Here is a 26861-nt window from a genome sequence, read left to right on the forward strand (position 1 = left end):
GTTACGCGGCCTCGTAGGCTTCCTCTCGGACCCAGTCGTACCCTTCGTCCTCGAGCTTTTCGGCGAGTTCAGCGCCACCGGAGGTGGCGATCTGGCCGTCAAGCATCACGTGGACGTGGTCGGGTTCGACGTAGTCGAGGATGCGCTGGTAGTGCGTGATCTGAAGGATACCTGCGCCCTGCTCGTCACGGAGCGCGTTGATACCGTTTGAGACGTCCTGCAGTCGGTCGATGTCCAGTCCGGAGTCGATTTCGTCGAGCACGGCAACGGAGGGCTCGAGGATCGCGGCCTGGAGGACTTCGTTTTGCTTCTTCTCGCCGCCGGAGAAGCCAGCGTTGAGATACCGGGACGCGAACTTCTCGTCCATGTCCAGTTGCTCCATCTTCTCCTGGAGGATTTCCTGGAACTCGGCGACGCCGATTTCGCCCTCTTCGACGTTGCCCTCCATCGGGGAGGTATCGTAGCCGGCGGCGTCCTCGTTGGTGTCGCCGCCCTCTGTCTCGGCTTCTTCTTCCTCGTCGTCCTCGAAGAGTTCCTCGCGCTCTTCGAGCTTGGCGTTGAGCGCGGTGCGGAGGAAGTTCACCATCGTGACACCTTCGATCTCGGCCGGGTACTGGAAGCCGAGGAAGATGCCGAGCGCGGCGCGCTCGTTCGGTTCGAGGTCGAGCAGGTTCCAGGTGCGGAGGTCCTCCGGGATCTCCTCGTCACCGAACTCGTCCTCTTCGAGGTGGATGAGTACTTCCCCGTCAGTTACTTCGTAGGCGGGATGGCCGGCAATTATCTTCGCCGTTGTGGACTTACCCGAGCCGTTGGGACCCATCAGCGCGTGGATCTCACCGGACTCGACCTCGAGGTCGACACCGCGAAGAATCGTTTCACCGTCCTCTTCTGCGACTTCTGCGTGGAGATTGTTGATTTCGAGTTTCGCCATAGGTATCTCTTAGGTCAACCGAAAGAAGGTACGTTTCACCCATGAAGCTTTCGCATTGCCGTGAACTCAAATTCAGTATATAGAAATAATATTTCCCACAGCAGTAAGCGCCCGCCTTCTGTTGGTTACATGAAACTCCCGAGTCCTGTCTGTTCCTGCCCGGATTTGACCTCTTCCCAGGAGATGTCCATTGCCTCCAGAATGCGGGCAATCGGCCCTTTCAGCGTCTTATCGAGCATCTTGTCCCAGTCGATCTCGAACTCCTCGGGGATCTGGTCTGCGTACTCGAAACAGATTACGTCAGGGTCCCGCCGGAACTCGCCGTACAGCGGGTCCCGCTGGGGGTCCAGTCCTTCTTCCTCCTCGATACGCTGGAAGAAGTCCGAGTGGACCCGGTCGAGATACAGTCGCTTGGGCTTGGACCCGCTCTGGAAGTTCGTTCCCAGAAGCATGTTGGCGTACTTCGCGCCCCGGACCTGCGCAGTGTCGGTGTCGTAGTTGTCGAGTTTCTTCCCGATGCCACCGGGAATACCTACGTCGTCGTAGTTGACGTTGCCGTCCTGATAGTCCTCGATGACATCGCTGACGTACTGCTTGATGGACTCTGCGTCCTCTCCGCGGACGATGCGGTCGATGACCTCCTTCTGGACCCGCTTGGTGATGGGCGCGATATCGGACCGCTGGTATTCGAACCCGGTGATATCGATGTCGTCGACGTGCTTGCCCTCTTTCCAGACGATGTTGCCCGCGTAGCGCTTCTTTTTGCCCGCCTGGAAGAACCGGCGGTAGAGCTTCTCGAACTCGATTTCGAAGCGGTGGAACTGGGCGTTAAGCCGCTCCATCGCGAACTCGTCGTAGGAGGCGTTAATCGTCTCCTCCAGTTCGAACCCTTTCTGGATGGTCGTCGCGATGAGTTCGAGCTCGTCGTCGTCCATCTCGGGGTGTTTCTCGCGCATCTCGTCGGTGATTTCGACGTCGCCTTCGACGTCGTCTGGACCGACATTACCAAGTTGTAGCATGACGGAGTCGGTGTCCCCGTAGACGACCTCGTACCCCTCGTTTGCGACGACTTCGTCGGTGTAGTCGATGACCTCGCGACCGGTGGCGGTGACCGCTGCGCCCATCTCCTTGTCGTAGAGACGGAACCGGTCCCACCCCAGAACGCCGTATAACGACTGACCGACGAACTGGAATTTCCCGTTGCGGCCGGCCATGAGCGTGTGGTTGTCCGCAACGGTGACACAGTAGACACCGTCGTCGGCCGTACTCCGTGACCCGCTGCGATGCATCCGGAGCGTGTCCTTGTTGTCTTCCGTGACGTAGATTCGCCAGGAGCCGCTGTCACGGTTGTAGTTCGCAGTCAGTCCGAGATGCGCACAGAGCCGGAGCACGTCGTCGCGGAGTTGGTCACTGGAGGTGGTGTACCGCCAGGAGTTCTTCTGTCGGTCTCCGTCACCGGCGATAAGCGTGTCGAGGAAGCGCCGCTTCTGTCGGTGGCTCAGGTCGAAGACGAACTCGGGAATCCGCTTCTCGAAACTGTCCTCGCCGCAGATGTTACAGAGCAGGTCGCCCAGCAGCGCCGACGTGAACTGGTAACTCCGGTCGTCGACGTAGTAGTCGAACCCCAGTCGGTCGAGGAGGTCACCAATTGCCGCGTGGTCGGACTCGCCGCCGTCCGCGATGGCTTGCTGAGCGATTTTGACCGTGGTCGATGCCCCGCGGGTCTTCTCCCCGAACTGTTTCGTCTCGGAGGTGTAGACGTTCCCTTCGGTGATGTACCACGCGAGCAGTTCGAGGAAGTCGTCGCCGTCGAAGGTTCGCGGTATCCACTTCCGGCCCGATTCGGCGTGGATATACGTCCGTTCGGCGACGGATTCGATATACTCGCGGTTGGCCTCGAACTCCTTGGGGCCGAAGACGTACCCTTCCTCGCCGATATCGTTTTTCAACACTGTGTCCGGATAGTGGCCAATCTCGGCGGCGAACGTGTGGCCGTGGACCGACGGCCGGACCCACACCTCGTAGTCGTCGACGTACTCGGTCAGATCCACCGTGTCCAGCGGGTCGCCGTCCGGTCCGTCCCAGTCGTGGGGGAGTTCGTAGTTCGTGGCATCGTCGAGGTCACCGGCTTCGACGAAACTGTACCCGTCTTCAGTGATTCCGTTGGTCTCGTTCTTTTGGACGAGCATCCGGTGGTTCGGCGTCACACGGAAGTCCATCTTGCTCGTCTCTATATCCACGAGGTCGCCGCGGTAGTCCGGATACGACTGTGTCTCGACCACCGGTTTGACCTCCATCTCCTCCGTCTCGGGGTCCAGCGAATACACCTCGTCGCCGATATCAAGGTCGCGAATGTTCTGAACGCCTGCCGGTGTCAGCACGTCGGTATCCGGCGTGAAGCAGTTCATGATGACCTTAACTGCCGCTTGCTGCCGGTCAAAGCGCTCGTACTCCGGGTTATCGGGGTCGAAGCTGTTTCGTTCGGCCTTCTTCTCCTCGCGCTCTGACAGGAGTTCGTCGACCATCTCCCGGATGACGCCGTCCGGTTCCTTCCGGAAGTGGGTCCCGTTGGGCGCGCGGTAGGTGTCGCCGTCGTAGATATCCGGGTCGACCTTCGTCTCCGGGCTGGCGTTGGTCGTCACCATGCACATCGGGTACAGCGACTTCAGGTCCAGCACGGTGACGTTCTCGCGGACGCCAGTGATGGGGTCAAACACTGCGCCGCCCTCGTAGTCCTCGCTCTCCTGTTGCCCTTTCGAGGGGAGCGCGAACTCGCCGTGGAGCTTGTGGAGAACGTACATGTCCACTGCGTCGCCGGGCGTCGTCGCGTCCTCCAGTTTGCAGCCGACGAAGGTGCGGACCTCGTCCCAGAAGTCGATGATGTCCTGCTCGCGGTCGAGTTCGACACAGAGCTCCACGTCCCGGAGGTTGTACTCCAGCAACTGCTCGGGGTCCTGCTCCCAGAGGTCACCGATGTCGCCAGTGTAGCGTTCCTTGCCGACGCCAAGTTCCTGCTCGCCGACGGCGTCAAGCCGGTAGGATTCGAGTTCAGTGAACTGCGTTCGCTTGTAGGCATAGAGGAGGTCGAAGACGACACGGCCTTTGATATCGGGGCCACCCCAGCCCGAACGCCAGACCTCGTCGACCCGCGAGAGTCGGTCGATCTGGAGATCGAAGTCGTGGTTGTAACTCTGGAGTTCCTCCAGACGGTCAAGGAAGTACGGCGCGTCGAAGTCGTCGAAATTCCAGCCAGTCAGCACGTCTGGGTCGGTGTCGACGATGTAGTCGACGAACGCCTCCAGCATGGCCTCCTCTTCGTCGAAGACGCGCACGTCGGCCTCGAAGTCCTCCCGAATCGGGTCGTAGCCAGCCAGCGCCTCGGGGCCGTCGATGCCGTCGGGGGATTCGTACAGCCAGACGACGTACTCGTCGCGGTAGGAGTCGTGGGAAGTGAGACAAATGATCGGTTCCTCGCCGTCCTCGGGGAACCCCTGTCTGTCGTCAACCTCGATGTCGAAGGTGTTGACCCGCGGGTCAGCGTGAGCTTCAACCGGCGTTATTTCCTCGTGATGGACCTTCAGACTCCCGTCGTCGAGTTCGCGGGCGGGGACGCGAACGCCACTCGTGATGTCCTTGTCGATGAGCAGGCGGTTGGGAAAGAGGATGTCCGCCTCGTAGTGGTCGAAGTCGTCACGGATCTGTCCCACATCGCGTGGCGTCTGGCCGAATATCTTCGTCAGACGCTCGCCTCGAATCGATTCGTAGGGGTCGCCGTCCGCGTCGGCTTCTTCCCAGCCGGCGATGCTGTCGTACTGGCGGAGTCCGTCCTCGGTGACGCTGTCAGTCGGTGCGTAGAAGTAGGGCTGGAAGTCGAAGACTCGCGCGTGGACCGGCTCGTTGTCGTCGGTGCGTCCGAAAACGTGGACGACCGGTGACTCATCATCGCCCTGCCCCTCGATGGTGTAGTCGACCTGCGTGACGACGAACTCGACGGTCTCCTCGACCGGCGGGAACTGGCGCTCGTCGAGGTCGACGACGCTCGTGTCACCGTCGTCGCTCCCACCGTTGCCCGCGATGGCCGCCGCTTCGTCGGCGACCGGGCGATCCTCATCCGCATCTTGCTCGAAGTCCCCCAGCGTGCCCTGGGTCCCGTCACTCATTCTTGGCCTTGTTTCGAGATGCCGCATAAAAACACCGGCGGTCGACGGGGTATTGCCACAGGCAGAAAGTATATGCCATCGAGTAACATACCCAAGTTTGACGGCCAATGTCGCACCACGCATCCCCCCACGGCGAGGCGGATAGGTCCGAAGAACTGCGGTCGGAGCCGGCGCTCCCGGACGCCATCCAGACGACAGAGACCTACGAGACCGAGGAGGGGACAGTGTTTTACGATGCAGAGAACCCTCTCGCGTGGCTACAGACTGATACGGCACTCACCTTACAGGAGATCGCCTGACAGGAAGTACTTTTAGCGTCCACACGTCGTAGCTAGTGTGATGGATATTCCCGGCGAGGACGACCCCAACGAGAGCGGCGGCGTCCTCTCGGAAAAGAGCGAGTACGAGCCCGAGGAGTTCGACCCGGAGAGTCTCGGGCCGGACGTGCCATCGCCGTCGGACGGCGCTTACGACGGTGACGCCACGGGACTGTTCGTCAAACTCGTCATCGTCTTCAACGTCGCGCTGCTGGCGCTCTCGCTCGGACCGATGCTGGCCTACTTCGAGGGACAGGTCGACCTCGGGGTCCGGATCTTCCTCGTCGGCGTCATCGCTTTCGGCTACGGAACGTTTCGGTACGTCCAGTTCGAACGGGAGCGCAAATCGGACGACGAGGACGAACCAACCGAAACAACAGATACCCAGCCAGACGGCGCGGAGGCAAGCGACCACAACGGCTAACCGGCCCGGTCGGCTACAAACAGCCATATGCGTACTGTGCGGGATGACGACGGCACGCGATACTTATTGCTGAAGGAGTCCACCGAGTCGAGTCTGGTCCGTGACCCCGAAACCGGCGAACAGCAACACCTCCCAAACGTTGATCTCGAACCCGTTGATGGCGAATCGCCGCTGGCCACGGCCGCTGAGGGCGTTCCTGACGCCGCCCGCCAAGTCATTACAGCAGCTCACGATGAGCGTGCGCTGGGCCTGCTCGTCGAACTCGACGACCGCGGGCCGCTCTCCGTGGCGGAGCTGCTTTCCGCCTACGACCTCTGTGAGAGCGACCTGCACGGCCTGCTGGCCGAGTTTCGTGCCGCCGGCCTGCTCGCCGAGGCGACGGTCCACGGCCAGCGAGGCTACGACACGACCGAAACGGCCAGCGATGGACTGGCACATCTCCGCGACTGAGGCCAGTTCAGCGTCGTGACTGCGGTCAGGCCAGTTCCGCGACCGTCGCTTCGACCCGTTCGACCCGCGAGCGATTGGTCGTGGCGTCTTTCTCGACGCGGACGAGGTCGTCCGCCGCACCGACCAGTTCCTCGTCGTGACTGACCACGAGAATCTGCTCAACGCCGACCTCATCGCGCATGTACTCCACGAGGTCAAGCAGTTGCGTGACGTGGCCTGAATCGAGGAACACTGTCGGTTCGTCGAGGATGAGCGGCGGCATCGGCGCGGCCCCTTCGATGCCTTCGGCGAGTAGTCGGTAGATGGCACACCGCAGGCTGAGGTTGAATAGCGCCCGTTCGCCGCCGGAGAGCTGTTCGGGCTCCAGCGGCTCGCCGTCCTTCTGGTACACCGTCAGCTGATACTGCCCGTCGAGTTCGATGTGGGAGTACGAGTCGTTCTGGTACACCAGGTCGAACGTCTGGTTGAGCATCCGTTCGAGTGTCTCGACGTTGCGCTGGCGCAGCTCTGCCCGGAGCGTCCCGTACATCTCCTGTAGCTCCTCGGTTTCCTGGTATAGCGTTTCGAGTCTCTCCAGTGTCGCTTCGAGGTCTTCGCGCCGGTCTCGCAGCGACTCCAGTTCCTCGATTTCGTTCGTGACGCCACCGATAGCGTTCTGGAGTTCGTCGCGTTTCTCGCGTTTCTCCGTCAGTGCCTCCGCTGCCTGTTCGATGTACTTTTTCGCCCGCTGCTTCTCGCTTCGAGCCGCTTCGATGCGGTCCTCGTCGAACGACTCAGCCAGATCCTGCTTGCGCTCGCGCTTCTCCGCGAGCTGGTCGCGGCGCTGGTCGTTCAGTTCGGCCTGCTGACTGCGCTTCTCTCGCAGGCGTTCGATGTCGTCGTCGCAGTCATCGATCTTCGCAAGCAGGTCTTCGACCCGCTCTAGGTTCTCTATCGATTGTTTGACCTGCTGGCGCTCCTGATTACACTCGGCGACGACCGAGCGACAGTCCTCGGCCTGCTCGCGGGCTTCGGCGGCTTTCTCGCGTTTCGTCTCAGCCTCGGATTCATGTTCTGTTGCTTCTTCGCGGAGCGTCTGGATGCGCTTCTGGTCCGCATCCAGCCCCGCTTCTTTCTCTTCGACGAGCTGGACGATGTTCGAACGGTTGTTCTCAAGCGTCGATAGCTCGTCCGCTGTCTCGACCAGTTCCGTCGCGGTCTCGTGCTCAGACTTCAGGTCCGAGACATCCTCACGAGCGTCCGCGAGCAACTCCTCTAGCTCGGCAATCCGATCACGGTCGTCCTCAATAGAGTCGACGTGCGGTGACTCGGCCACGTCCTGCCCGCACTCGGGGCACTTGCCGGCCTCCAGCAGCGCCTCGGCCTCCGCGAGCGACTCGCGCTCGCTCTCCAGTTTCGTCTCCAGTTCGGTCACCTGCTGTCGGGCGTTATCGAGGTCACTGGCGACGGATTCTTTGTACGACTGCGACCCGTCACGGTCGGTCGGCGCGTTCTCGAACCTGGCTTCGAGATCGGCGATCTGGTCGTCGATGTCGCTGATCTGCTCCCGGCGCTCGGCGATAGTCTCCCGCGCAGCTTCGATGTCTGTTTCCAGTTCGACGGCTTCTTCACGCTTGTCCTCGGCCCGGGATTCGAGGTCGGCAGCGCTCTCGGCCAGCGCGTCGGCGGTGCTGCTGTGATCCTTCGCATCGACCCGCTGGTCCTCGATGCGGCTCTGCAGTTCGTCATCGCGGGACTGCAGTTCGTCAAGCCGCGCATCGACGGTTTCGGGGTCCGGCTCCGAACTGTCGAGGTCGGTTTCGGCCACTGTTTCCGAGAGCTTCTCTCGCAACGACTCTCGCTGGTCCTGTAGGTCGCTGACCTGCTCTTTGAGCTCGGTTCGTTCCGTCTCCGTCTCGGTGATAGTCGCTTCCAGATCCTCGATGTCGGCTTCGAGGGTCGACAGTTCGTCACGTTTCTCTTCGTACTCTTCGAGGACGGACTCGGCCTGCGTGAGCGTCTCCTCGGCGGTGGCCTTCTGGTCCTCAATGTGTTCGATCTCGTCTTGCAGCTCTGATTCCTTCGTTTCGAGGCCGTTCAGGCGCTCGTGGAGGTCCTTTTCTTCTTTCTCCTGAATCTGCTCGTCGAGTTGTGAGAGTGCCCCCTGCTTGTCGTCGCGTACCCGACCGACGCCGACGCGGGCGTCGCTGGCCCGCTCGCGGTACGCCTCCAGTTTCCCCAGTTGCAGGAGGTCGTCGAGCATATCCTGACGGTCGCCGGGGGAGGCGTTGATGAGCTTGTTCACCTCGCCCTGACGGACGTAGGCGCAGTTGACGAACGCCTCGCTGTCCATCCGCAAGAGTTCGGTAATGCGTCGGCGCACGTCGCGCGCCCCCTCATAGTTTCCTTCAGGTGTCTCCAGCACACACTTCGCCGTCGTCGGTTGTGCTCCGGTCGCGCGGACCCGGCGCGTGAGATGATAGTCGCCACCGGCGTGGGAGAACCACAGTTCGACGGTACAGTCGTCGGCTCCGATGGTAACCACGTCGCCGAGATTCTCATCCAGTGCCTTCGAGCCGTACAGCGCGAAGAAGCAGGCTTCAAGCAAAGATGATTTCCCGCTCCCGTTGAGTCCGTGGATGACGGTCACGCCGTTGTCAAGTCGCAGGTCGGCATCGTCGTAACACTTGAAATTGGATAGCTTGACGCGCTGGAATTTCATTGTTGACCCTCCATTACAGGAACTCCTCGACGCTCGCTTGGCCGTCGTCATCGGCCCCGTCTACCGGTGCCTTGTCGTCGGCCTCGTTCACTGCCGCTCCGTCGTCGGTGTCGTCCTCAGCCGTGTCTGTGTTCGCTTCCGTATCGGCCGTCCCGCCGCTCGCAGCCGCATCCGTGTCGGATTCAAGCGCATCCGAATCCTCACTGAGCAGCTCACGAACGTGCCGTTCGACCTCGTCTTTGACGTTCGCGTCAGCGACCTTCGAGGCCCGGATCGTCTCGTCGATGTCGTGGGCGGCCTCGCTCAGTCCGAGGTCGCGGACACGTTCGGTGACGGCGTCGTCCGGGTCGGCGAAGCTGATATCGGTTTCTCGCTCCTCGGCCGTGATTTCCCGGTGGTCAGTGACGCGAGCCACGAGCGCCCCCCGATCGAGCGCGAACGATTCGACGCTGGCCGGGGTGACCGGGTCGCCGTCGCCGCTGATAGAGACGATGACGACGGCATCCTCCAGGTCGTGCTGGCCGACGCGGCTCCGGACACGCTCGACACCTTCCTTGGGCCCGAGGTCTACGTCGACAAAGACGAACTCGCGGGTGTCGAGACCGCGGCGGGTGATCTGGACCTCGTCGTCGAAGGTGACGATGTTGTAGCCGCGGTCCGCGCGCTCGCTTGCACTCGCGCGCTCGGTCGACCCGCAGTAGGTGACCCAGGCGTCCTCGACCTGCTGTTTACCGGGGTCGTGGTTGTCGCCGAGCAACATCGCGTCGAATTCGACCGACGACTCGGTCAGAATTTCTTCGGCATCCCAGTCGCCGTAGTCGAAGGGCTGGAACAGGCCGTGAGTGACCAGCGCAGCGCTGTCGGCATCGTGGGGGCCGAAGTCGTATCCGAGGTCGTCGCGTTGCGAGCGCGGGACGAAGTCGAGGCCGTAGAAGGCAGTATCGCCGATGACGGTCGGTTCGTCGTCGAGTCGTGTCGCCAGGCCGAGTGACTCGTACAGGTCGAGCCACTGGGCGTCCCGCTTGGCTTCGTGGTTACCCACAACAGCAAGGAATGGAATACCGGCTTCAGAGAGTTCTTCGAGAACGGTCAGCGTACCCATGATGTCAGTCAGGGCCGGGCGGCGGTCGTGGAACAGGTCACCGGCGTGGACGACGGCGTCAGCGTCGTCCGCGATAGCGTCCCGGACCACCTGCCGGAACGCATCGAGGAAGTCGTCCCGTCGGTCGGGGACGTTGTACTGCTGATATCCGACGTGAGTATCGCCGGTGTGTATCACCCGAGTCATTTGCCCACTCGTAAGCCAGCGCCACCTAAAGGGGTATCGTGAGCGGAGTGAAAGTGGTTGACTGTGCTGTGTTCGATCCGCTGGCTACGACCCATCACTGGGTCCCGCCGCGGCGTCCCGGTACCGCCGGAACGCTCGCAAAGCCGCCCGTCCCTCGTCTGCCAACCCGCTCACCTCGTGTTCGGCCTGCGCGACGGCCGCTTCGAGTTGACCGACGCCGAGCGTCTCGACGAAGGCGACCGCTTCGTCTAGATCGTCGGTTGCCCGAGTCGCTCGCTCAATGACCGTCCGGTAGTCAGCGTTACCGCCCGTCTCGTGGGTCCCCATCCGGCCTGCGCTACTATCGCCCTCTCGGTCAGCCGCTCGGATCGATTTGTCCCCGTCGTCGCTGTCGCCATTTCCATCAGCGAGCGCCGAGAGTGCCGCTTTCACCTGGTCGCTATCGGCCATAGGACGGCGTGGGCACGGCATCCAACATAAACGTTCACTGGCTCCGGGTCAGGTACTGGCGCGTTCGAGACCACAACTCAGTCGAACCGAGTAAAAACGCATACAGTTTAGTAATCTGATTGGTTTGATACAGCTACCGACCCAGCGCCGGTGCTAGTTGAGGAAAAGCCACTATCGGATTTCACCACCATGCCACTGCGCAAATTCCGCTCCGACGAGGAAGCGCTCTCGTCAGTCACAGTCGTCGCGTTGCTTATCCTTGCAACCCTGCTCATCTCCGTCGTCCTCGCGCTGTTCATCCTCGGCATGAGCGGGTGAGGCGGAAGAGTACCGTCAGTCAGTGGCCGACGCGTTTCCCGTAGTGCCCTGTCCGAGCGTTCAAATACTAGTACGGGACCAGCGCCGGGCATGACAGATATCGAAACGCTGGCGGAGCGGCTCCGTACGGTCGAACGCGCGGTCACGGACGGAACGACGGAGTTCCCGGAGGTAACGGAACTCGCAGAACTGGAGAACCGCATGGACACCGTCGAGGGGCGTCTCGCCGACATCGACGAGCGGACGGCGGAACTCGAAGCAGCCACGCAGGCCCTCCGCGGGTACGTGGGGAACATCCGTTCGGTCAACGAAGATGTCGAACAGCGCGCTGACGCGGCGCTGGCGGCGACCGACCGACTGGAGGTCCGACTCGACGAGGAACTGGCATCGCCGTCGGTATCTGACCCGGCGGCGGGGACCGACCAGCGACGGACGGGGAGCACACAGGCCCTTTCGAGTTCGCCGGCCGACGACCACACAGAGACGAGCGCCACAACTGGCCTCACGGCGGAGGCACAGACTGATTTCTCTGCCATCACTGACGGCGGCGACTCGGACGAAAGTGAGGACTTGGACGCGGGCGTTATCGGACGTATCCGTGCGCTGCTGTGATATACCGGCTGGTCCTCGCTGTCGCGGTCATGACAGCACTTATCGGTGCAACAGCGCCGGCACTGTCGACGGCCCGAGCGGACGCAGCCAGCGGTACGATGGAGCGACAACTGGACGAACTAGGAGCCGAATTGACGATGCTGGTCGAGACTGACGACGCGACGCCGAACGGCGACGCCCGACGCGCGGTGGAGTTACGACTCCCCGCACGTACCTACACGAACGCCGGTGTCAGGCGGCTGCAGTTCACAGAGCGGGCCGGTGTCGGCGTCGCGACCTGGACAGTTGAGTCCCGGAAACAGACCGAACAGCTGGTCGGTATCCCGATCCGAACGACAGCGGGGACCGACCGGCTGGAAGAACCCGGCACACATCAGCTGGTGTTCGTGCTGACGCGGTCGGATGGCCAGCGAGTGGTAATGGTCCATCGGTTTAAGTCCGAAGCCGCGGCGAGGAGTGGCCATGCGTGAGTGGCTCTTTGGATCATCGACAGCGCCCGAGTGTCGTTGTGAAACGGCTATCGAGGGCGGGCGGCTGGTGATGACAGCGGGCGAGTGTCCGGGCGGTGGCGACCTCGCCGCGTCGGCTGACTGCCGGGCGACAGTCATCGGTTCGCTCTTTTCGGCTAGTGTCGATACCGTCGTTACGGAGCAAGCCGGACAGGAGCGGATGTACAGCGACCGGGCGGCGGCGGTGCTCACCGCGGCTGGCCGGTTTGCAACCAGAGTTGCCTCGCTGGACGACCGCCTCGCAAACCGCGCCCGCCGCGACCCTGTCGCTGCTGCGTCGGAGGCAATCGGTCGGTCGGGACCGGTCGCTGACCTGGCTGCGGAGACTGGACTGGCGGTCGCCACCGAAGGCTTCGACACCAGCGAACAGGCACTCACTGCCTACACTGGGCCAACGATTAGCGACGCCCGTGTCGGTGCAGCGCCGCCGGCCGATGCGACTCTCCGGGACCAGCAAACGCTCCCGACAGAGGCCGTCGTTCGGAGATACAACACGGGCGGTGACCAACTATCGATGTATCATATCGAGCCCCGCGAACAGCGGTTCGACGCGGACACGATGGAGACGCTTGTCAGGGCGTACGAGCGAGTCGCGACCGCTGCCGCCGACGGCGGCTGTCACCCGTACAGTGCAGCGAACGCGGTTGCCGACGATGGCTCGACGGCAACCGTTGTCGGGGCAGTACTGGAGAAACACACGGGCGGGCTCGGGATTCTCGAAGATATTTTCGCCGATCAGCGGGTGTCAGACGTGTTCGCGACAGCCCCGGTGAGCGACACCCGGCTCCGAGTGCGCTGTGACGGTGAAACCATGCGAACGAATATCCGCCTGACGTCGTCGGGCGCGAACACACTGGCGTCGACGTTCAGACGGTCGAGCGGCCGGGCGTTCTCGCGAGCGAATCCGACGCTCGATGCGACAGCAACGGTGGCTGACCGGCAGATTCGCGTCGCCGGTGTGAGCGAACCAGTCAGTGACGGCCTTGCCTTCGCCTTTCGCGCCCACGACAGCGACATATGGCGGCTGGCCGACTTCGTCGACGACGGGACGATGCCAGCCGCCGTCGCTGGATTGCTCTCTGTCGTCGCGGAGCGGGGCGGGGCTTGCCTCGTCGCCGGCCCTCGCGGCGCGGGCAAGACGACGACACTCGGGGCGTTGCTCTGGGAGCTTCCCCACGAGGTCCGGACCATCCTGATCGAAGACACGCCCGAACTTCCGGCGGCGTCACTGCAGTCCGACGGACGGGACGTGCAGGCACTTCGGACCGCCAGCGGGGACGGCCCGTCAGTCAATGCGACAGAGGCCCTGCGGACCGCGCTCCGACTCGGCGAAGGCGCGCTCGCCGTTGGGGAGGTCCGCGGTGAGGAGGCTAGCGTTCTCTACGAGGCGATGCGTGTCGGTGGCGGCGACGGGGCCGTCCTCGGAACGATTCACGGCAACGGCCCCAACGCCGTTCAGGAACGACTGGTGTCGGACCTCGGTGTCCCTGTCCAGTCGTTTGCCGTGACGGACCTCGTCGTGACGCTGGCTCCGCCCACGTCGGAACACGGCCGCGGTATCGCTTCTATCGCGGAAATCGTCTCTCACAGTGACGATGTCACTTTTGAGATGCTCTACGAGCGTAACGGGTCGACAGCGACAGCAACTGGTCGTCTGGAGCGGGGTAACAGCCGTCTGGTGGAGTCACTCGCCGCGCCCGGTGAGTCCTACGCAGAGGTGCTCGACGCTATCGAGACGCGAACCGAACAATTCGAGGAGTCGGTGGCTGTCAAGACTCGTGGGAACGAACCACACACAGACGAGGTCCAGCCGTGAGCCACGCCAGCGGTTCAGACGACGCCCATGATGACGTGAACACGGCATCAGCCACACGGCTCACAACCGCGCTCGTTGCGGCCTGCCCGGGCACTGTTGAGGTGCCAGATGACTACCGACGAGCGTATCGGTTGCTTTCGGTTTCGGCTCCGCCTGAGACACTGCTGACGGCGAGCTACGCCGTTGCGGTGTGTGGCTCCCTGCTCGCATTGCTCGTCGCTGTGGCGGTGACCGGACCGCTGGCGACGACTGTCAGTCTCGGGTTCCTCGCCCTGTCCCTGGGTGTCGGAGCGCTGGGACGGTACGGTGTCCCCTTTGCCGCGGAGGCGAAGCGCATCCGAACGCTGGGGGCCGCACCGTCGCTCGTCACGACCTTAGTGCTCGGCGCGACGCTGTGGCCCAGCGCTGAGCGGGCGGCGGCGTTCGCTGGACGGACCGGAGACAGCCTGCTTGCCAGACGGCTGCACTACCACCGACAGCGAGCCGCAGGTACGCCACAGAGTGGTCTGGGAACGTTCGCGGCGTCATGGAGCGACCGGTTCCCGGCGCTGGAACGTTCGGTCGGGCTGGTCGAAAACGCGACAGCGGCTCCAGCCAAGGAGCGGCCCGAAGTGCTCGAACGCGCACGACGATGCATCCTTGATGGGACGCGCGATGAGATGGCGGCCTTTGCGGCCTCACTCCGTGGTCCGGCGACTGGCCTGTACGCGTTTGGTGTTCTCTTGCCGCTGGCGATGGCGTCACTGTTGCCCGCCGCCGCTGCCGCGGGTGTGCCTGTGACCGCCCCCGTGCTGGTCGGGACCTACGGCGTTATTTTGCCCGCCGCGCTGCTGGTCGCTTGCTGCTGGCTCCTGGGACAGCGACCAGTCGCGTTCCCGCCGGCGACAATCCCGCGGAGCCATCCGGACGTGCCGGCATCGGCGCTCCCGTCAATCGCGGGCGGCATCGTCGCCGGAATCGGGGGATGGCTCCTTGCCGGCGCGCTCGTCGCTGCGTGGGCGTCTCCCATCGGGGCACTCGGGGCCGGCGTCGGGAGCGCGCTCGTCAGCTACTACCGACCCGTCGCCGAGGTCCGTGATCGAATTACCGACATCGAAGCGGGCCTCCCGAACGCGCTGTCGGCTGTCGGTCGACGGCTGGACCGCGGCCAGTCGGTCGAAGCCGCGCTCGTCGAGGCTGTCGACGAGACTCCAAAACCGACCAGCGCCGTCATCAAAGCCGCCGCCACCCGACAGGAGCACCTCGGAACCAGCGTCGAGGGAGCGTTTCTGGGTTCCGGCGGCGCGCTCGCTGATGTTCCGAGCCATCGAGCCTGTCGGGTGGCGACGCTGCTGGATACAGCCGCAGCAATCGGGCCACCAGCGGGAGCGTCCGTGACGACGATGGGTGAGCATCTGGACGCACTCCGGACCATCGAGCGTGAGACGCGCCGCGACCTTTCGCAGATTACCGAGACGCTATCGAACACCGCCGCGTTGTTCGGGCCACTGGTCGGCGGCGCGACCGTCGCGCTGGCTGGGTCGATGGGCGGCGGCGAGCAGTTCGCCACCGTTTCGAGTGCGTTGCTGGGCCCGGTTATCGGCTGGTACGTGCTCGTTTTGGCTGTTTTGTTGACGGCGCTATCGACGGGCCTGCATCGGGGTCTCGACCGCGCGCTCGTTGGCTACCGAACCGGCCTGGCGCTCCTGTCGGCCACAGCCACTTTTTTTGTCGCCGTCGTCGCCACCGGGCTGCTGGTCTGAGTGTTTAAATCGGAGAACGCGGCCAAGCCGTTCCATGTTCGAGACGCACGTCGATACGCTGTACCTCTGGGTCGGCCTGGGGACGGTAAGCGTGGCCGTCCTTGGGGTCGTTGTCGGTCTCCCGACGACCGCACCGCCGGACGCGACGGCGGCGGCCGCAACTATCGATGAAGTCACGACTAGCCCGCCCGGGTCCGTCACACATCGACGACTCATCGCTACGGAGTGGGCGTTCGACGGCCGTGAAGTCCGTCTTCGCAACGACGGCGGGACAGCCACCGCACGACTGATTCGAACGGCTGTCCCAGCGCGAACCGACCGACTACAGGCTGTGGTGAACGGGGAGCGGCCACAGGCGGTGTACGATTCGCCCAACGCTTTCCGTCGGGACACCCGCCGGGCTCGGACTAAGCACGACGGGTGGCGACCAGCTCCAGACCGGCTGACCGTCAGGCACGTCGCCTGGGGAGGGACCGATGTCACCATCGTCGGATAGCGGGACGACCGAACCTGTCGCCGTGCTCGTTGCCGTTTTCGCCGTCACGCTTGGCGTATCGCTGTATGCCGGCGTGCTGGACGATGCGTTCGGAACGTTGGACGACGACCGCAACATCGCCACGCCGACCGCGGATGCTGTGGAACAACGGCTCTCATCGGCCGGTGTCGTTCGGCCCAAAGGGCTCGACAACGCGCTCAATGCGGTGCCAGCGAACTACCACGGGAACGCGACCATCACGGCGATGACCGGCGAGCGATGGAGTGGTGGCCGGGAGCCACCGACCAGCGCCGACACCGAAACCAGAACAGTGAGCGTACAAGTCGGGCCGGGGACAGTCCGTCGTGGAACGCTCACCGTGCGAGTGTGGCGATGACCCGAGCAATGAGTGCCGTCGCCGACGTGACGGTGTTCCTCCTGCTCATCGGTGCGGCCGCGGGGACCCTTGTGAGCGGTGTCGGGGTCGAGAACCCGGCGACGACCACAAACCCTGCGGCCGAGCAAGCGTCGACGCTGGCGACGAGTACCGCGAGCGTCGAGTATGATTTGCTCGTCCCACCGTCAGAGCACCGCAGGCCGCCCGACCACGCCACGCGACGGCAACGGACGAGCCACGGGACCGTCGCGGAACTGCTCGGTGAGGCGGCGATGAGCAGCGTCACCGTGGGGGGCGAGCGGGTATCGAGCGCCGGCATGGACTTTGAGTCACGAGTCGCTGCGGCGACGCGTGACAGACTCCACAGCCGCGGGCATCGAACGTCCGCCCGCGTCACCTGGGCACCGTATCCCGGTGCGCCAGTCAGCGGGGAGTACCGCGTCGGCAACCGGCCGCCGGATACTGTAGACGTTCGAGCGGCGACGGTGACGGTCCCAAGCGGGATGGAGAACGTCTCGGAGCCGGCCCGGGAAGCGGCGAAGACTGGTGGTTACGACGGCGTAGCGACGGTCGTGGCCCGGAGTGTTGTCGACGGCCTGTTCCCGCCGACACAGTCGCGGTACGCCCTCCGCGGCGATTACCCCGCAGACGTGCTGATGGCCACGCGGTACGAGCGCATGGCCGACCTGACAGGGACGAACATTGCCGTTAAGCGACAGTCGACGGTCGAGATGAACCGCGACCTGACCGCGGCCCTCGCCGCTCGGCTTCGGACCGATATGCGGTCGCGGTACGACTCGCCAGCAGACGCCGCCAGCGCCGTCCGAACGAGTCGTTTCCGCGTGACTGTCAGGACGTGGTCACCGTGAGAGACGACACTCGCGGCCGCGTCCCCTTCGCGTTGCTCGGCGTTCTCCTGCTGGTGAGCAGTCTCACGCTGGCCCCAACGTTCGTCAGCGAACCGGCTCCAAGCGAAACAGCCGTTGAGCGGGCACTTGACGAGGCCACGGCGGAGACACAGGTCGCCGTGCGGGACGGCGTCTCGACGGCTGGCCAGCAGGCAGCGGCGAACCCAGTCATCACGCCGGCCAACACACCCGCTGGTCGGGTCCTGAACGACTCGACAGCGTTTCGGGACGCGCTCAGAATCCGCGCCTATCTCCGGGTCGCGGACCGACTGGAGCGCGTCTCCGGCCGAAGCGGTGACGTGACCGTGACCGCCAGCCTGCCGGCGATTTCTAACGCGAGCGACCTCCGGGCGGCGAAACACCGCGTCTCGGTCGAACGTGCTGGACCGAACAAAACCGCGATGCGGGCAACGGTCGAGGATGTCGTCCTGACGGTTCGGCGCAACGGCGCAGTGGTTTCGACGCGGCGCGTTTCGCCGACTGTTGTCGTTCCGACGCAGGCGCTCATGCTCCACGACCAGGTGTCAACCTACCAGACGCGGTTGAACAACGGTCTGGACAAGCCGGGCCTGAGCCAGCGGATGACAGCGCGGCTGTACCCGATGGCGTGGGCGAGGGGGTACGCGCAATACGGCGGCGCTGGCATCGAAAACGTCGTCGCAAACCGGCACGTCTCGCTGGCGGCGAACGGCGCACTGCTCGGCGTCCAGCGGTCGACCTTCGGCCGGAGTGACCCGGCGGGTCGCCGTGCGCTGAAAGAGGCAACAGCGGTGACCGGAATCAAAGACATCATTCGGGGCAGCAGGGGAACCGCTGTCTCCAGCGACGTGGTCGGCCAAGCCCAGTACAAGCCGATCAGTGAGACACCGCCGCGTCCGAAATCCACAACGGGTCCAAGCTCGACCGATTCGATGACCGTTGGCGTCAACGAGACGGCCGACACCGCGTTCCGGTCCGTCACCAAGCCGTCAGCGCTCAACGAGACGCTCGAAGACGCATACACGGTCGAGGTAGCGCTGGAAACCGACAAACATCGACTGGGCGGGGGGCCGCCGGGGACGCCGTCGTCGCCGGGCACCGACTGGACACTGGTCGCCGACCGGACGACCACCGCTACAAAGACAGTCGGGAACGCCAGCGGTCGCGTTGCAACGCCGGACAGCTGGCATACTTTGGAGACGTTCAGCCGGACTGTCGAGCGCCAGTACACACGGACCGCCGTCTGGCAGAACGGGTCCGTTCGCCAGCGCACAACGACGTCAAGCACCATGCGCTATCGCGTGACCGTCGCCGTCGTCGGCCGCCATCACGGCCGTTCACCGGCACCGAACCGCTCGATTCGGACCGCGCACGATGCCAGCCCGAGTCCGCTGAACGGGTCGAACCTTGCCGACGTGGAGCCGAAAGCAATGGACGTGCTCGTCAGTCACGCCGGGGGTCGGGACGGAGTGGCCGAGCGAGTCGTCGACGACAGCCTCAGCCGGACAGAGGCGACAGTGACGGCTGACCAACCGCCAGAGCTGCGGAACTGGGTGTATCGGGACCTGATGAGTCTGCGGGCGTCAGTCCGTAACACGACCGTCACCGTTGAGCGCGGACGTGTCGGGACCTTCGAGACGAATCCTCCGCAGGAACTCCGAGAACGGGTCGCGCAACGCCGTGCTACCCTTGCGGCCGTGCCGGACACCTACGACAGCGCGGCCCAGAAGGCACGCGTCGCGGCCCGGCTGACCTATCTGAATGCGGTGTCGGCGGAGTTGGACAGACAGGCCACGGCTCGTGACGGCAACCGGGAACGAGTTGCCACACAGCTAACGGAACGCACCGACGGGTCGCTGCGTGATCTCCGGAAAGGGTTAACAGCACGCGAGACGCCCGTTCCGCGGTCACGCCCGGTGCCAGTCGGTCCGGCCGGCCCCGTCAGAACACGGGTCAATACACAGACGCCGTATCTGACGCTGGCCGAACTAAACGAGAGCCAATATCGCGCTCTCGACGGACGAGAGCACCCGCTGGTAGCGCGGAACGTGAACGTGTTCACGGTCCCGTACGGCGACGTCGCTGACGCCGTCGTTGGCGGTGCATTCGAGAGTGGTGACAGGGTACGCCTCGCAACGGCAGCGAACACACTCGCGGCCGCAAACGAAACCCTCGAAGCGGGGTCAAACGCCACGCTCGCTTCGGAACGCGACGCACTCCAGCGGGAGGTTGCGGCGGCTAACACGGAGATGACGACGACGCTCTGGCTGGCAGTCTCCCAGCACACTGAGGCTGAACAGGACGAGAGCAAGGCGATTGTCACTGAAGCGATGTCGCCGTGGGAAACATCGGCGGCCAGAGCACTGGCGCTGACCAACGGCTCCGCTCAGGAACGGGTCGCCCGCGTCACCGGTGCCCGACTGAACCTCACGCGGGTCGAACGCGACCGCCTCCGCCTGCAACTGCTTTCGGTCGATACGCCGGCGACCAGACCGACGCTGGAGTCGACGAACGGGACGGCCTCGGCGGTGCGGTCCGTTGCGAAAGACGAACTGAGCAGCGCTCTGGCGAATGCCGGCGAACAGAAGGTCCAGCAGCTCGCGAAGAAGCGGCTCGGAACGGACAGGCTCCCAGCGGGCCTCCCGCTGGCACCGCCAGTTACCCCCTGGTACGCGACGGCGAACATCTGGTGGGTGACTGTGGAGGGCGAGTACGCACGGTTCGCCGTCTCCGCGAGTCACGGTCCGCCGAGCGAGCCCGGCGCACAGACCACCTATGCGCGTGATGGGCACAACGTCACGCTCGACGTGGACGGCGACGGCACAGGCGAGCGATTGGGAACCGCCGACCGCGTCTCGTTCCAAGCCGAGACGGGCGTTGTCGTCGTCGTGCCACCCAAACCGCGCGGAGTCGGTGACAAGGGCGGCAACGCTGTGGAAGAATCGAGTGGGTGGCCGGACGCAGGCTCCTGACCCCGGGCCGCATAACCGAAGTAAAATACCCCGGGGCCATACCGATGCCCATGCTTCGAGGCGAGTTTCCGGACGCTGGCGAGCAGTCCCCCGAGGAGTTACTGACGGCCTACGGCACCGTGCTGGCCGAGACAGTCGAGACAGTCGGCGTTGAGGAAATCGTCGCCGAGACCGGTCTCGACCAAGCGACAGTGACAGCGTTCGCCGACGGCGATATCGCCGACCGGACGCTTGATGAGGCGGTCGCTGTGCTGGCGACCGGGCCGAACCGGCCGGACGCGGACGCACTACAGGCCGAAGCACAGGATATCCTCCTTATGGGGATGACGACGGCTGTCATGGACGTTGAGTCTCTCGCCTCCGGTATCGACGACGAACTGGAGCCAAAGGAAATACAGCAGAAAATCGAGGGGCGCTACCCGGTGACACTGGCCGAGTATGCCCTCTTGCACAGTCACATCGAGGGGGAAAAGCGGTGACGGAGCGCGTCGCCATTCTGGGTTGTGGCTACGTCGGCCTCGAACTCGGGCGGCAGTTGCAAGGCGACTACGAGGTCGTTGGCGTTCGCCGGTCCGATGGCGGCATCGCGGCTATCGAGGACGCCGGCTTCGAGGCGGTCCGGGCCGACGTAACCGATCCCGAGTCGCTGTCGGCGGTGCCGGATACCGACTGGCTCGTCTTCGCCGCAAGCTCCGGCGGCAGGGGTGCCGAGGCCGCCCGCGAGGTGTACGTCGAGGGGCTCCGGACAGCTATCGACCACTTCTGGTCGCGGGCCGACCCGCCCGAGCGACTGGTGTACACTTCCAGTACCGGTGTCTACGGCGACCACGGCGGCGCGTGGGTCGATGAGGAGACGTCGCTGGACCCACAGACCGAGAAGACCGAAGTGCTGGCCGAAGCGGAGCGGGTCGCCCGCGGGCGTCCCGTGGAATACGGCGGCCACGGCTCGGTCGCTCGCTTCGCCGGCCTGTATGGCCCGGACCGCTACCGACTGGATCGGTATCTGGAAGGGCCGGTGACGGCCGGCTACCTGAACATGGTCCACCGGGCCGACGCAGCCGGTGCCGTGCGCCACCTCCTGACCGAGAACCACCGTGACGAAGTCGTGCTGGTCGTCGACGACAAACCAGTCGAAAAGTGGGCCTTTGCCGACTGGCTGGCCGAGCAGTGTGATGTCTCGTTCCCGCCGAAACAGACGACCGAAGAACGACTCGCCGACGAGAGCCTCTCAGAGACCGCAAAGCGCCGTATTCAGACGAGCAAGCGATGCTCGAACGACCGGCTCCACGAACTGGGATATGAATTCGAGTACCCGACATTCCGGGAAGGGTACCGCGACGCCGTCCGAGAATACCGGCAAAATTAGCCCTATCGGGGCGAACTTTATTACTGATAGGCTGGCGAACAGCGTGGTATGACACGCGTTGCCGTCGGCGGACTCCAGGTTGACGCCGCCGCGGCGGTCGCTAGCGAGAACCCCCTGCTGATCGCTGGTGTCGCTGTGGTCCTCCTCGCCCTCCTCGGTGCCGGTATCTGGGTGCGTCGGTATCTCAGCCGAACGCCCGGCGAGCGACTGCGTCGGACGCTGACCGGCTACGACCGGATCGCAGTGTTGATGCACCCGAACCCGGACCCGGACGCGATGGCCTCTGCTCTGGCCGTCAGCCAGCTCGTCGCCGGCACCGAGACGTCAGCGGCGCTGCTGTACCCCGGGGAGATACGCCGCCCGGAGAACCGGGCCTTCCAGACGGTGCTGGATCTTGATTTCGACCACATCGAAACTGTCGAAGACATCGACGGAGAGGCCGTCGTCCTCGTCGACCACAACACGGCACGCGGCTTCCCCGGTGCCGAGGAGGTCGAACCTGTCGCCGTCATCGACCATCACCCCGGCAACGGCAGCGGCGACGAGTTCACCGACATCCGGTCCGACTACGGGGCCTGTGCGACCATCTTCGCAAGCTACTTCAATCAGCTAGAATTTGAGTTCAGCGACACACAGGGGACCGGGAGTATCGATATCGACGCAGCACCGGCAGAAACCGTCCCCTGTGCGCTGGCAACGGGGCTGATGTACGGGATTCAGTCGGACACCCGGTCGCTGACAAACGGGTGTCAGTCTGAGGACTTCGCGGCTGCCGCGTTCCTCTACGATGGGATGGACAGCGACCTCCTCAACCGCATCGCAAACCCCCAGGTCGACGCCGAAGTCCTCGACGTGAAATCCCGGGCCATCGGGAAACGGGAGGTGCGAGCGCCCTACGCGTTCAGCGATGTGGGCGAGGTGTCAAACACGGATGCGATTCCACAGGCGGCGGACGAGCTGGAGACGTTAGAGGGCGTCTCGGCAGTTGTCATCGTCGGCGAGAAGGAGGGAACCATGCGCATCGCCGGGCGCTCCCGGGACGACCGCGTCCACATCGGCCGGGCGATAGAGGCTGTCGTCAACGATATCCCGATGGCCGAAGGCGGCGGTCACGCGCGGATGGGCGGCGGGAAAGTCCCGGTCAAGCACATGGCCGGCCTCGGTCCCAGCGATGGCGTCTCCCGTGACGACTTCCGCGAACGGGTGTTCGATGCGATGAGCGGCGAACTGTAACAGGCGACCTGTGCGCGGTCGCCGACCGGGGTTAATCTCTGCCCTTTTGTTACTACCCGACCAACAGCCGGTATGGCTACACGGGAGGCGACCTGGGCGTACCGGGACGACCACGACGAGTTCGCACGCACGTTCTACCGCCGGTTCGGCGACGGCGTCGTCTCCAGCATCGGCATCGGCACGTACCTCGGCGACCCGACCGACGAGCGGGACGCGAGCTACCACGACGCCATCGTCACGGCGCTCGAATCCGGCATCAACGTCGTCGACACAGCAATAAACTACCGCCACCAGCGCTCCGAGCGTGTCGTCGGCGACGCTGTCGCGGACGCCGACGTGGACCGTAAGGCAATCGCTGTTGCGACGAAAGGGGGGTTCATCCCATTTGACGGGGCGCGCCCGGCTGACCCCGGCGCGTTCGTCCGGTCGGAGTACCTCGACACCGGCATCGTCGACCGCGACGACCTCGTTGCCGGCCAGCACTGCATTGCGCCCGACTACATTGACGATCAGATCGACCGGTCGCTGACGAATCTCGGACTGGATACCATCGACCTCTACTACGTCCACAATCCGGAGACGCAACTGAAAGTGAACTCCCGTGAAGCGGTGTACGACCAGCTGGAGGCGACCTTCGAACAGTTGGAGGAACGGGCGGCGGCCGGCGATATCAACCAGTACGGCGTCGCGACGTGGGAGGCGTTCCGCGTGCCCGCCGACCACGACAGCCACCTCTCGCTTCCAGAGATCGTTGAGCGCGCCCGCGCCGCGGCAGAGACGGTCGGCAACGCGGCGACGCATCTCCGCGCGATTCAGTTGCCGTTCAACGTTGCGATGGCCGACGCGTTCACGGTCGAGTCTCACGACGGCGCGGAGGGGCCACAGTCGGCGCTCTGGTTCGCGCACGAGGCCGGGTTAGACGTGTTCACCAGCGCCTCCATCATGCAGGGACAGCTAGCCGCGGAACTCCCGGACGACGTAGCGGCGAAGCTCTCGGGTGAAACGAGCGCGCAGCGCGCGATTAACTTCGCACGCAGTGCGCCGGGCGTGACCTGCTCGCTGGTCGGCACGGGGTCGGTCGAACACGCCCGGGAGAACGTCGATGCGGGCCGATACGAGCCACTCGGTGCTGACGCGTTCGACGCCGTCTTTGAGTAGCTAGCTGAGTTCCTTCCACTTGCCGTCGCACTCGGGGCAGACGCGCACTTTCCCGACCTCGTCCGGGTCGTTCTCCGTCGCAAGCGGCTCGTCACAGCTGGTACAGGAGAGCCGTCCGTAGTTGTCCTTCTCGACATCGCCGGCCCGGAGGGCCTTCCTCACTGAGTCCATACCTGCCAGTGTGCTACCCGCGTGTAAAAACCCCGTGGCGGCGTTCCGGAACGTTGTTCAGGTTTTCCGCTCTATCGCCGGTCGTGTCACGTCGCCGCATCTTTGGCTCGCTGCTTGGGATGGTGTTCTGCATCAACCTCGGCAGAGTCGTCTTTGCACCGCTTATCGAGCCGATTCGGGCGACAACGGGAGCATCCGATGCGACACTCGGACTGCTCGCAACGATGGCCTGGGCCGGGAGCGCCCTCCCACGGCTCCCCACCGGCGTCCTGCTGACCCGGATATCGCGGGCGAAGGTCATCTTCGGCTCCGGGGTCGTGTTGACGCTTGGAACGACGTTCACCGCGTTCGCGTTCGACCCGACGTTGTTGCTCGTCGGCGCGTTCACTATGGGGCTTGCAAGCGGCGTCTACCTGACCGCAGCGAACACGCTGGTCAGTGAGCTGTTCCCGGAGCGGCCCGGTCGCGCGCTCGGGCAACACGGCGTCGCCGCCCAGCTCGCCGCCGTCGGCGCGCCGGCGCTGATCTCGTTCGTGCTCGTCGTCGGGACATGGCGAACCGCGCTGCAAGGGATAGCTGTCGCCGCGGGAGTGGTAACCGTCGCGTTCACTATCATCGCGAGACGCGCCCAGCTTCCAGACGCCGGGAGCAAAGACCGCGACCTCCTCGGCGCGGCGCGTGCCCAGTGGCACATCATTGTCACCAGCGTCGCTACCATCGGCGTCGCGGGATTGGTCTGGAACGGGCTGTTCAATTTCTATGTCACATACGCCACGAGCGTCGGCCTGTCCGCGGGGTCGGGTCGGACGCTCCTGTTGCTCGCGTTCGGTGCCGGCGTGCCGGCCTTCTACGTCAGTGGTCGGCTGGCCGACCGGCTCCCGTCGATTCCGTACCTGCTGACGATACTTGCGGCACTTACCGGCTGCGTGCTGGTGTTGCCGTCGCTGACCGGGTTCTGGTCGCTGGCCGCGTTCAGCGTTATCGTCGGCTACGTCATCCACAGCATCTTCCCGGCGGTGGACGCGTACCTGCTCGGCTCGCTCCCGGACCGTCACCGCGCGAGCGCCTACGCCACATACGGCGCGGGGATGATGGTGATGCAGGCCCCCGGGAGTGCGCTTGTCGGACGGCTACTTGACGCCGGCGTCACGTTTCCGACGCTGCTTCGCGGCATGGGCGTCGCGTTGCTCGTCGTCCTCGTCGCGATGGTGTCGCTACACCTCAATGGCCGGCTGCCGAGTGCCGCCCGAGCCTAAAGGCTGAAGCCACTCGGTGCCGCGTCACCTGTATGGACCTGCCACCGGACGAGCTGGCTGGCGTCGTCGACCTCTTCGGTTCGCTCACCAGCGCGGAGCTCGTCGATGCCTGCGGCGAACTCGCCTTCAAGCAGGGCATCGACGCCGACCCGGACGCGGTTGCTGCGGCCATCGACGGCGCTATCGACTCGTACCACCTCGTCGCCGTTGACGACCACGCCGCCGATACCGACGAGACGCTGCTGGTCGTCGGTCCGGTCGCGTTCCCGGCCCTGCCCGACGGGGCGGCTGATCTCCCCCACATTATGGACGTGCCGGCCCGCGACCTCGCACGCGACGCCGTCATTGAGGCCGTCAAGGCCCGCTTCCGAGAGGATGCGGTGATGGCCGTCAAGAACGGCGACGAGGACCGCGTCGAGACACTGCTTGACGTGAGCTACGACATCGAAGCCTGGGAGAATGTTGAAATGGACGGCCTCCGCGACCGTCTGGACGACGTGTGAGCCCGACGCTCCAAAATCCCACATAATTAAATCAGTTAGTTCACACGAGTGAGCCACCCGAATTAAGACAGTCCATCACCTATCACAAGCTATGCAGTTTGACCGGGTCGCGGCCCACGAGCCAGTCGTCGTGGACGACGAGCCACAGGAGGCGGCCGTCATCGCTCCGGTCGTCACGCGACCCGAGGGCGAGGCGATACTGTTCACGAAACGTGCTGACCACCTGTCGGACCACCCCGGACAGATGTCGTTCCCCGGGGGCGGCCGCGAACCCGAAGACGAGGACCTGCTGCGGACTGCGCTCCGGGAAGCGAACGAGGAAATCGGGCTCGACCCGCTGGCGGTCAACGTCGTCGGTCGGCTGGACGACATCAGAACTATCACGCGGTACTCCGTTCGCCCCTTCGTCGGGCGGATTCCAGACCGCGACTACCTACCCTCGGACGAGGAGGTTGCGGAAATAGTCACCCTCCCGGTGTCGGAGCTGACTGATCTGGACAACTACGAGTCAGAGCACCGCGACCACCCCCACTACGGCGAGATTCGGCTCCACTTCTTCTACGTCGACGGCTACACTGTCTGGGGTGCGACGGCACGGATGCTCGTCCAGTTGCTCGAACTCGCGACCGACTGGCGGGTGCCGCCCGAACCGGACCGGTACATGGAGCCAGACGACGATTTGCCGCCGAGCGTGCGCGACGAAGCTGAGTAACACAGAGCCGGCT

25 protein-coding genes are annotated in these 26861 nt (G+C 64.4%); 19 read left to right on the forward strand and 6 right to left on the reverse strand.

Annotation, left to right across the window (positions count from 1 at the left end; all coding sequences use genetic code 11):
* Position 1: 1 nt before the first annotated feature.
* Together G9463_RS00400 and G9463_RS00405 are read right to left on the reverse strand one after the other, a co-directional pair.
* Positions 2-931: an ABC transporter ATP-binding protein gene (locus G9463_RS00400; protein ID WP_011223869.1), complete on the reverse strand. Its 930-nt coding sequence runs from the start codon at positions 929-931 to the stop codon at positions 2-4.
* Positions 932-1056: 125 nt separating this feature from the next.
* On the reverse strand, positions 1057-5091 hold the full coding sequence (locus G9463_RS00405; protein WP_165895668.1) for a DNA polymerase domain-containing protein: 4035 nt from the start codon (positions 5089-5091) through the stop codon (positions 1057-1059).
* Between the two features lie 107 nt (positions 5092-5198).
* Here G9463_RS00405 and G9463_RS00410 point away from each other — a divergent pair, with 107 nt between their 5' ends.
* The 3 genes from G9463_RS00410 to G9463_RS00420 are packed head-to-tail and all read left to right on the forward strand — an operon-like array spanning position 5199 to position 6282.
* Positions 5199-5390, forward strand: coding sequence for a hypothetical protein (locus G9463_RS00410; RefSeq protein WP_004517169.1), 192 nt, complete (start codon positions 5199-5201; stop codon positions 5388-5390).
* Positions 5391-5430: 40 nt separating this feature from the next.
* On the forward strand, positions 5431-5832 hold the full coding sequence (locus G9463_RS00415; RefSeq protein ID WP_011223875.1) for a hypothetical protein: 402 nt from the start codon (positions 5431-5433) through the stop codon (positions 5830-5832).
* A 27-nt stretch (positions 5833-5859) separates the two neighbouring features.
* The gene (locus tag G9463_RS00420) at positions 5860-6282 is read left to right on the forward strand and encodes a hypothetical protein (RefSeq protein ID WP_165895669.1); all 423 of its coding nucleotides are present in this window, start codon (positions 5860-5862) and stop codon (positions 6280-6282) included.
* 25 nt (positions 6283-6307) lie between these two features.
* On the opposite strand, the gene rad50 is transcribed toward G9463_RS00420, so the two are convergent.
* The 3 genes from rad50 to G9463_RS00435 form a co-directional block, all read right to left on the reverse strand.
* Entirely contained in the window at positions 6308-8983 is a 2676-nt protein-coding gene (gene rad50 / locus G9463_RS00425) for a DNA double-strand break repair ATPase Rad50 (protein ID WP_165895670.1), read from the reverse strand.
* Between the two features lie 13 nt (positions 8984-8996).
* Complete coding sequence (gene mre11 / locus G9463_RS00430) at positions 8997-10271, reverse strand: DNA double-strand break repair protein Mre11 (protein ID WP_165895671.1); 1275 nt, start codon at positions 10269-10271, stop codon at positions 8997-8999.
* Between the two features lie 84 nt (positions 10272-10355).
* Positions 10356-10721: a hypothetical protein gene (locus G9463_RS00435; protein WP_127014332.1), complete on the reverse strand. Its 366-nt coding sequence runs from the start codon at positions 10719-10721 to the stop codon at positions 10356-10358.
* A gap of 189 nt (positions 10722-10910) precedes the next feature.
* On the opposite strand from G9463_RS00435, the gene G9463_RS24235 reads away from it, so the two are divergent.
* From G9463_RS24235 to G9463_RS00495, 13 genes are all read left to right on the forward strand, one after another.
* Positions 10911-11039, forward strand: a complete 129-nt coding sequence (locus G9463_RS24235) for a hypothetical protein (protein WP_004957955.1) — start codon at positions 10911-10913, stop codon at positions 11037-11039.
* A gap of 90 nt (positions 11040-11129) precedes the next feature.
* Positions 11130-11651 (forward strand): hypothetical protein, encoded by a 522-nt coding sequence (locus G9463_RS00440; protein ID WP_004957956.1) that lies wholly within the window; start codon positions 11130-11132, stop codon positions 11649-11651.
* Positions 11648-12121 carry a hypothetical protein gene (locus tag G9463_RS00445; RefSeq protein ID WP_004957958.1) on the forward strand — a complete coding sequence of 158 codons (474 nt, stop codon included), beginning with the start codon at positions 11648-11650 and terminating at the stop codon, positions 12119-12121. The genes G9463_RS00440 and G9463_RS00445 overlap by 4 nt, the downstream gene beginning before the upstream one ends.
* Complete coding sequence (locus G9463_RS00450) at positions 12114-13976, forward strand: ATPase, T2SS/T4P/T4SS family (RefSeq protein ID WP_165895672.1); 1863 nt, start codon at positions 12114-12116, stop codon at positions 13974-13976. The genes G9463_RS00445 and G9463_RS00450 overlap by 8 nt, the downstream gene beginning before the upstream one ends.
* Complete coding sequence (locus G9463_RS00455) at positions 13973-15718, forward strand: type II secretion system F family protein (protein WP_165895673.1); 1746 nt, start codon at positions 13973-13975, stop codon at positions 15716-15718. The genes G9463_RS00450 and G9463_RS00455 overlap by 4 nt, the downstream gene beginning before the upstream one ends.
* Before the next feature lie 34 nt (positions 15719-15752).
* Positions 15753-16214: a hypothetical protein gene (locus G9463_RS00460; RefSeq protein WP_127014327.1), complete on the forward strand. Its 462-nt coding sequence runs from the start codon at positions 15753-15755 to the stop codon at positions 16212-16214.
* On the forward strand, positions 16195-16590 hold the full coding sequence (locus tag G9463_RS00465; protein WP_127014326.1) for a hypothetical protein: 396 nt from the start codon (positions 16195-16197) through the stop codon (positions 16588-16590). Before G9463_RS00460 ends, G9463_RS00465 begins: the two co-directional genes overlap by 20 nt.
* 8 nt (positions 16591-16598) lie before the next feature.
* On the forward strand, positions 16599-17459 hold the full coding sequence (locus G9463_RS00470; protein ID WP_165895674.1) for a hypothetical protein: 861 nt from the start codon (positions 16599-16601) through the stop codon (positions 17457-17459).
* Complete coding sequence (locus G9463_RS00475; protein ID WP_165895675.1) at positions 17447-20449, forward strand: hypothetical protein; 3003 nt, start codon at positions 17447-17449, stop codon at positions 20447-20449. The genes G9463_RS00470 and G9463_RS00475 overlap by 13 nt, the downstream gene beginning before the upstream one ends.
* 50 nt (positions 20450-20499) lie before the next feature.
* Positions 20500-20928 carry a DUF5791 family protein gene (locus G9463_RS00480; protein ID WP_007188794.1) on the forward strand — a complete coding sequence of 143 codons (429 nt, stop codon included), beginning with the start codon at positions 20500-20502 and terminating at the stop codon, positions 20926-20928.
* Positions 20925-21815 carry an SDR family oxidoreductase gene (locus G9463_RS00485; RefSeq protein ID WP_165895676.1) on the forward strand — a complete coding sequence of 297 codons (891 nt, stop codon included), beginning with the start codon at positions 20925-20927 and terminating at the stop codon, positions 21813-21815. The genes G9463_RS00480 and G9463_RS00485 overlap by 4 nt, the downstream gene beginning before the upstream one ends.
* A 48-nt stretch (positions 21816-21863) precedes the next feature.
* On the forward strand, positions 21864-23048 hold the full coding sequence (locus tag G9463_RS00490) for a bifunctional oligoribonuclease/PAP phosphatase NrnA (RefSeq protein ID WP_165895677.1): 1185 nt from the start codon (positions 21864-21866) through the stop codon (positions 23046-23048).
* A gap of 72 nt (positions 23049-23120) precedes the next feature.
* Entirely contained in the window at positions 23121-24206 is a 1086-nt protein-coding gene (locus tag G9463_RS00495; protein ID WP_011223890.1) for an aldo/keto reductase, read from the forward strand.
* Here G9463_RS00495 and G9463_RS00500 read toward each other — a convergent pair whose 3' ends face one another.
* Positions 24207-24377 (reverse strand): HVO_0758 family zinc finger protein, encoded by a 171-nt coding sequence (locus tag G9463_RS00500; RefSeq protein WP_004517187.1) that lies wholly within the window; start codon positions 24375-24377, stop codon positions 24207-24209.
* 119 nt (positions 24378-24496) lie between these two features.
* Between G9463_RS00500 and G9463_RS00505 the strand changes: the two genes are divergently transcribed.
* The 3 genes from G9463_RS00505 to G9463_RS00515 all read left to right on the forward strand — a co-directional run bounded on the left by G9463_RS00505 (position 24497) and on the right by G9463_RS00515 (position 26848).
* Positions 24497-25633: an MFS transporter gene (locus G9463_RS00505; protein ID WP_165895768.1), complete on the forward strand. Its 1137-nt coding sequence runs from the start codon at positions 24497-24499 to the stop codon at positions 25631-25633.
* Between the two features lie 32 nt (positions 25634-25665).
* A complete protein-coding gene (locus G9463_RS00510; RefSeq protein ID WP_011223891.1) occupies positions 25666-26136 on the forward strand; it encodes a hypothetical protein in 471 nt (156 codons plus the stop codon).
* 91 nt (positions 26137-26227) lie between these two features.
* Complete coding sequence (locus G9463_RS00515) at positions 26228-26848, forward strand: CoA pyrophosphatase (protein WP_127014320.1); 621 nt, start codon at positions 26228-26230, stop codon at positions 26846-26848.
* Positions 26849-26861 lie beyond the last annotated feature (13 nt).

It is taken from the genome of Haloarcula sp. JP-Z28 (assembly GCF_011440255.1).
Taxonomy (GTDB): Archaea; Halobacteriota; Halobacteria; order Halobacteriales; family Haloarculaceae; genus Haloarcula; species Haloarcula marismortui.

Excerpts from the sequence above, each read along its gene's own strand:
- G9463_RS00400 (WP_011223869.1), bottom strand. The coding sequence starts at position 931 with ATGGCGAAACTCGAAATCAACAATCTCCACGCAGAAGTCGCAGAAGAG.
- G9463_RS00405 (WP_165895668.1), bottom strand. The coding sequence starts at position 5,091 with ATGAGTGACGGGACCCAGGGCACGCTGGGGGACTTCGAGCAAGATGCG.
- G9463_RS00410 (WP_004517169.1), top strand. The coding sequence starts at position 5,199 with ATGTCGCACCACGCATCCCCCCACGGCGAGGCGGATAGGTCCGAAGAA.
- G9463_RS00415 (WP_011223875.1), top strand. The coding sequence starts at position 5,431 with ATGGATATTCCCGGCGAGGACGACCCCAACGAGAGCGGCGGCGTCCTC.
- G9463_RS00420 (WP_165895669.1), top strand. The coding sequence starts at position 5,860 with ATGCGTACTGTGCGGGATGACGACGGCACGCGATACTTATTGCTGAAG.
- rad50 (WP_165895670.1), bottom strand. The coding sequence starts at position 8,983 with ATGAAATTCCAGCGCGTCAAGCTATCCAATTTCAAGTGTTACGACGAT.
- mre11 (WP_165895671.1), bottom strand. The coding sequence starts at position 10,271 with ATGACTCGGGTGATACACACCGGCGATACTCACGTCGGATATCAGCAG.
- G9463_RS00435 (WP_127014332.1), bottom strand. The coding sequence starts at position 10,721 with ATGGCCGATAGCGACCAGGTGAAAGCGGCACTCTCGGCGCTCGCTGAT.
- G9463_RS24235 (WP_004957955.1), top strand. The coding sequence starts at position 10,911 with ATGCCACTGCGCAAATTCCGCTCCGACGAGGAAGCGCTCTCGTCAGTC.
- G9463_RS00440 (WP_004957956.1), top strand. The coding sequence starts at position 11,130 with ATGACAGATATCGAAACGCTGGCGGAGCGGCTCCGTACGGTCGAACGC.
- G9463_RS00450 (WP_165895672.1), top strand. The coding sequence starts at position 12,114 with ATGCGTGAGTGGCTCTTTGGATCATCGACAGCGCCCGAGTGTCGTTGT.
- G9463_RS00460 (WP_127014327.1), top strand. The coding sequence starts at position 15,753 with ATGTTCGAGACGCACGTCGATACGCTGTACCTCTGGGTCGGCCTGGGG.
- G9463_RS00465 (WP_127014326.1), top strand. The coding sequence starts at position 16,195 with ATGTCACCATCGTCGGATAGCGGGACGACCGAACCTGTCGCCGTGCTC.
- G9463_RS00470 (WP_165895674.1), top strand. The coding sequence starts at position 16,599 with ATGAGTGCCGTCGCCGACGTGACGGTGTTCCTCCTGCTCATCGGTGCG.
- G9463_RS00480 (WP_007188794.1), top strand. The coding sequence starts at position 20,500 with ATGCTTCGAGGCGAGTTTCCGGACGCTGGCGAGCAGTCCCCCGAGGAG.
- G9463_RS00490 (WP_165895677.1), top strand. The coding sequence starts at position 21,864 with ATGACACGCGTTGCCGTCGGCGGACTCCAGGTTGACGCCGCCGCGGCG.
- G9463_RS00495 (WP_011223890.1), top strand. The coding sequence starts at position 23,121 with ATGGCTACACGGGAGGCGACCTGGGCGTACCGGGACGACCACGACGAG.
- G9463_RS00500 (WP_004517187.1), bottom strand. The coding sequence starts at position 24,377 with ATGGACTCAGTGAGGAAGGCCCTCCGGGCCGGCGATGTCGAGAAGGAC.
- G9463_RS00505 (WP_165895768.1), top strand. The coding sequence starts at position 24,497 with ATGGTGTTCTGCATCAACCTCGGCAGAGTCGTCTTTGCACCGCTTATC.
- G9463_RS00510 (WP_011223891.1), top strand. The coding sequence starts at position 25,666 with ATGGACCTGCCACCGGACGAGCTGGCTGGCGTCGTCGACCTCTTCGGT.
- G9463_RS00515 (WP_127014320.1), top strand. The coding sequence starts at position 26,228 with ATGCAGTTTGACCGGGTCGCGGCCCACGAGCCAGTCGTCGTGGACGAC.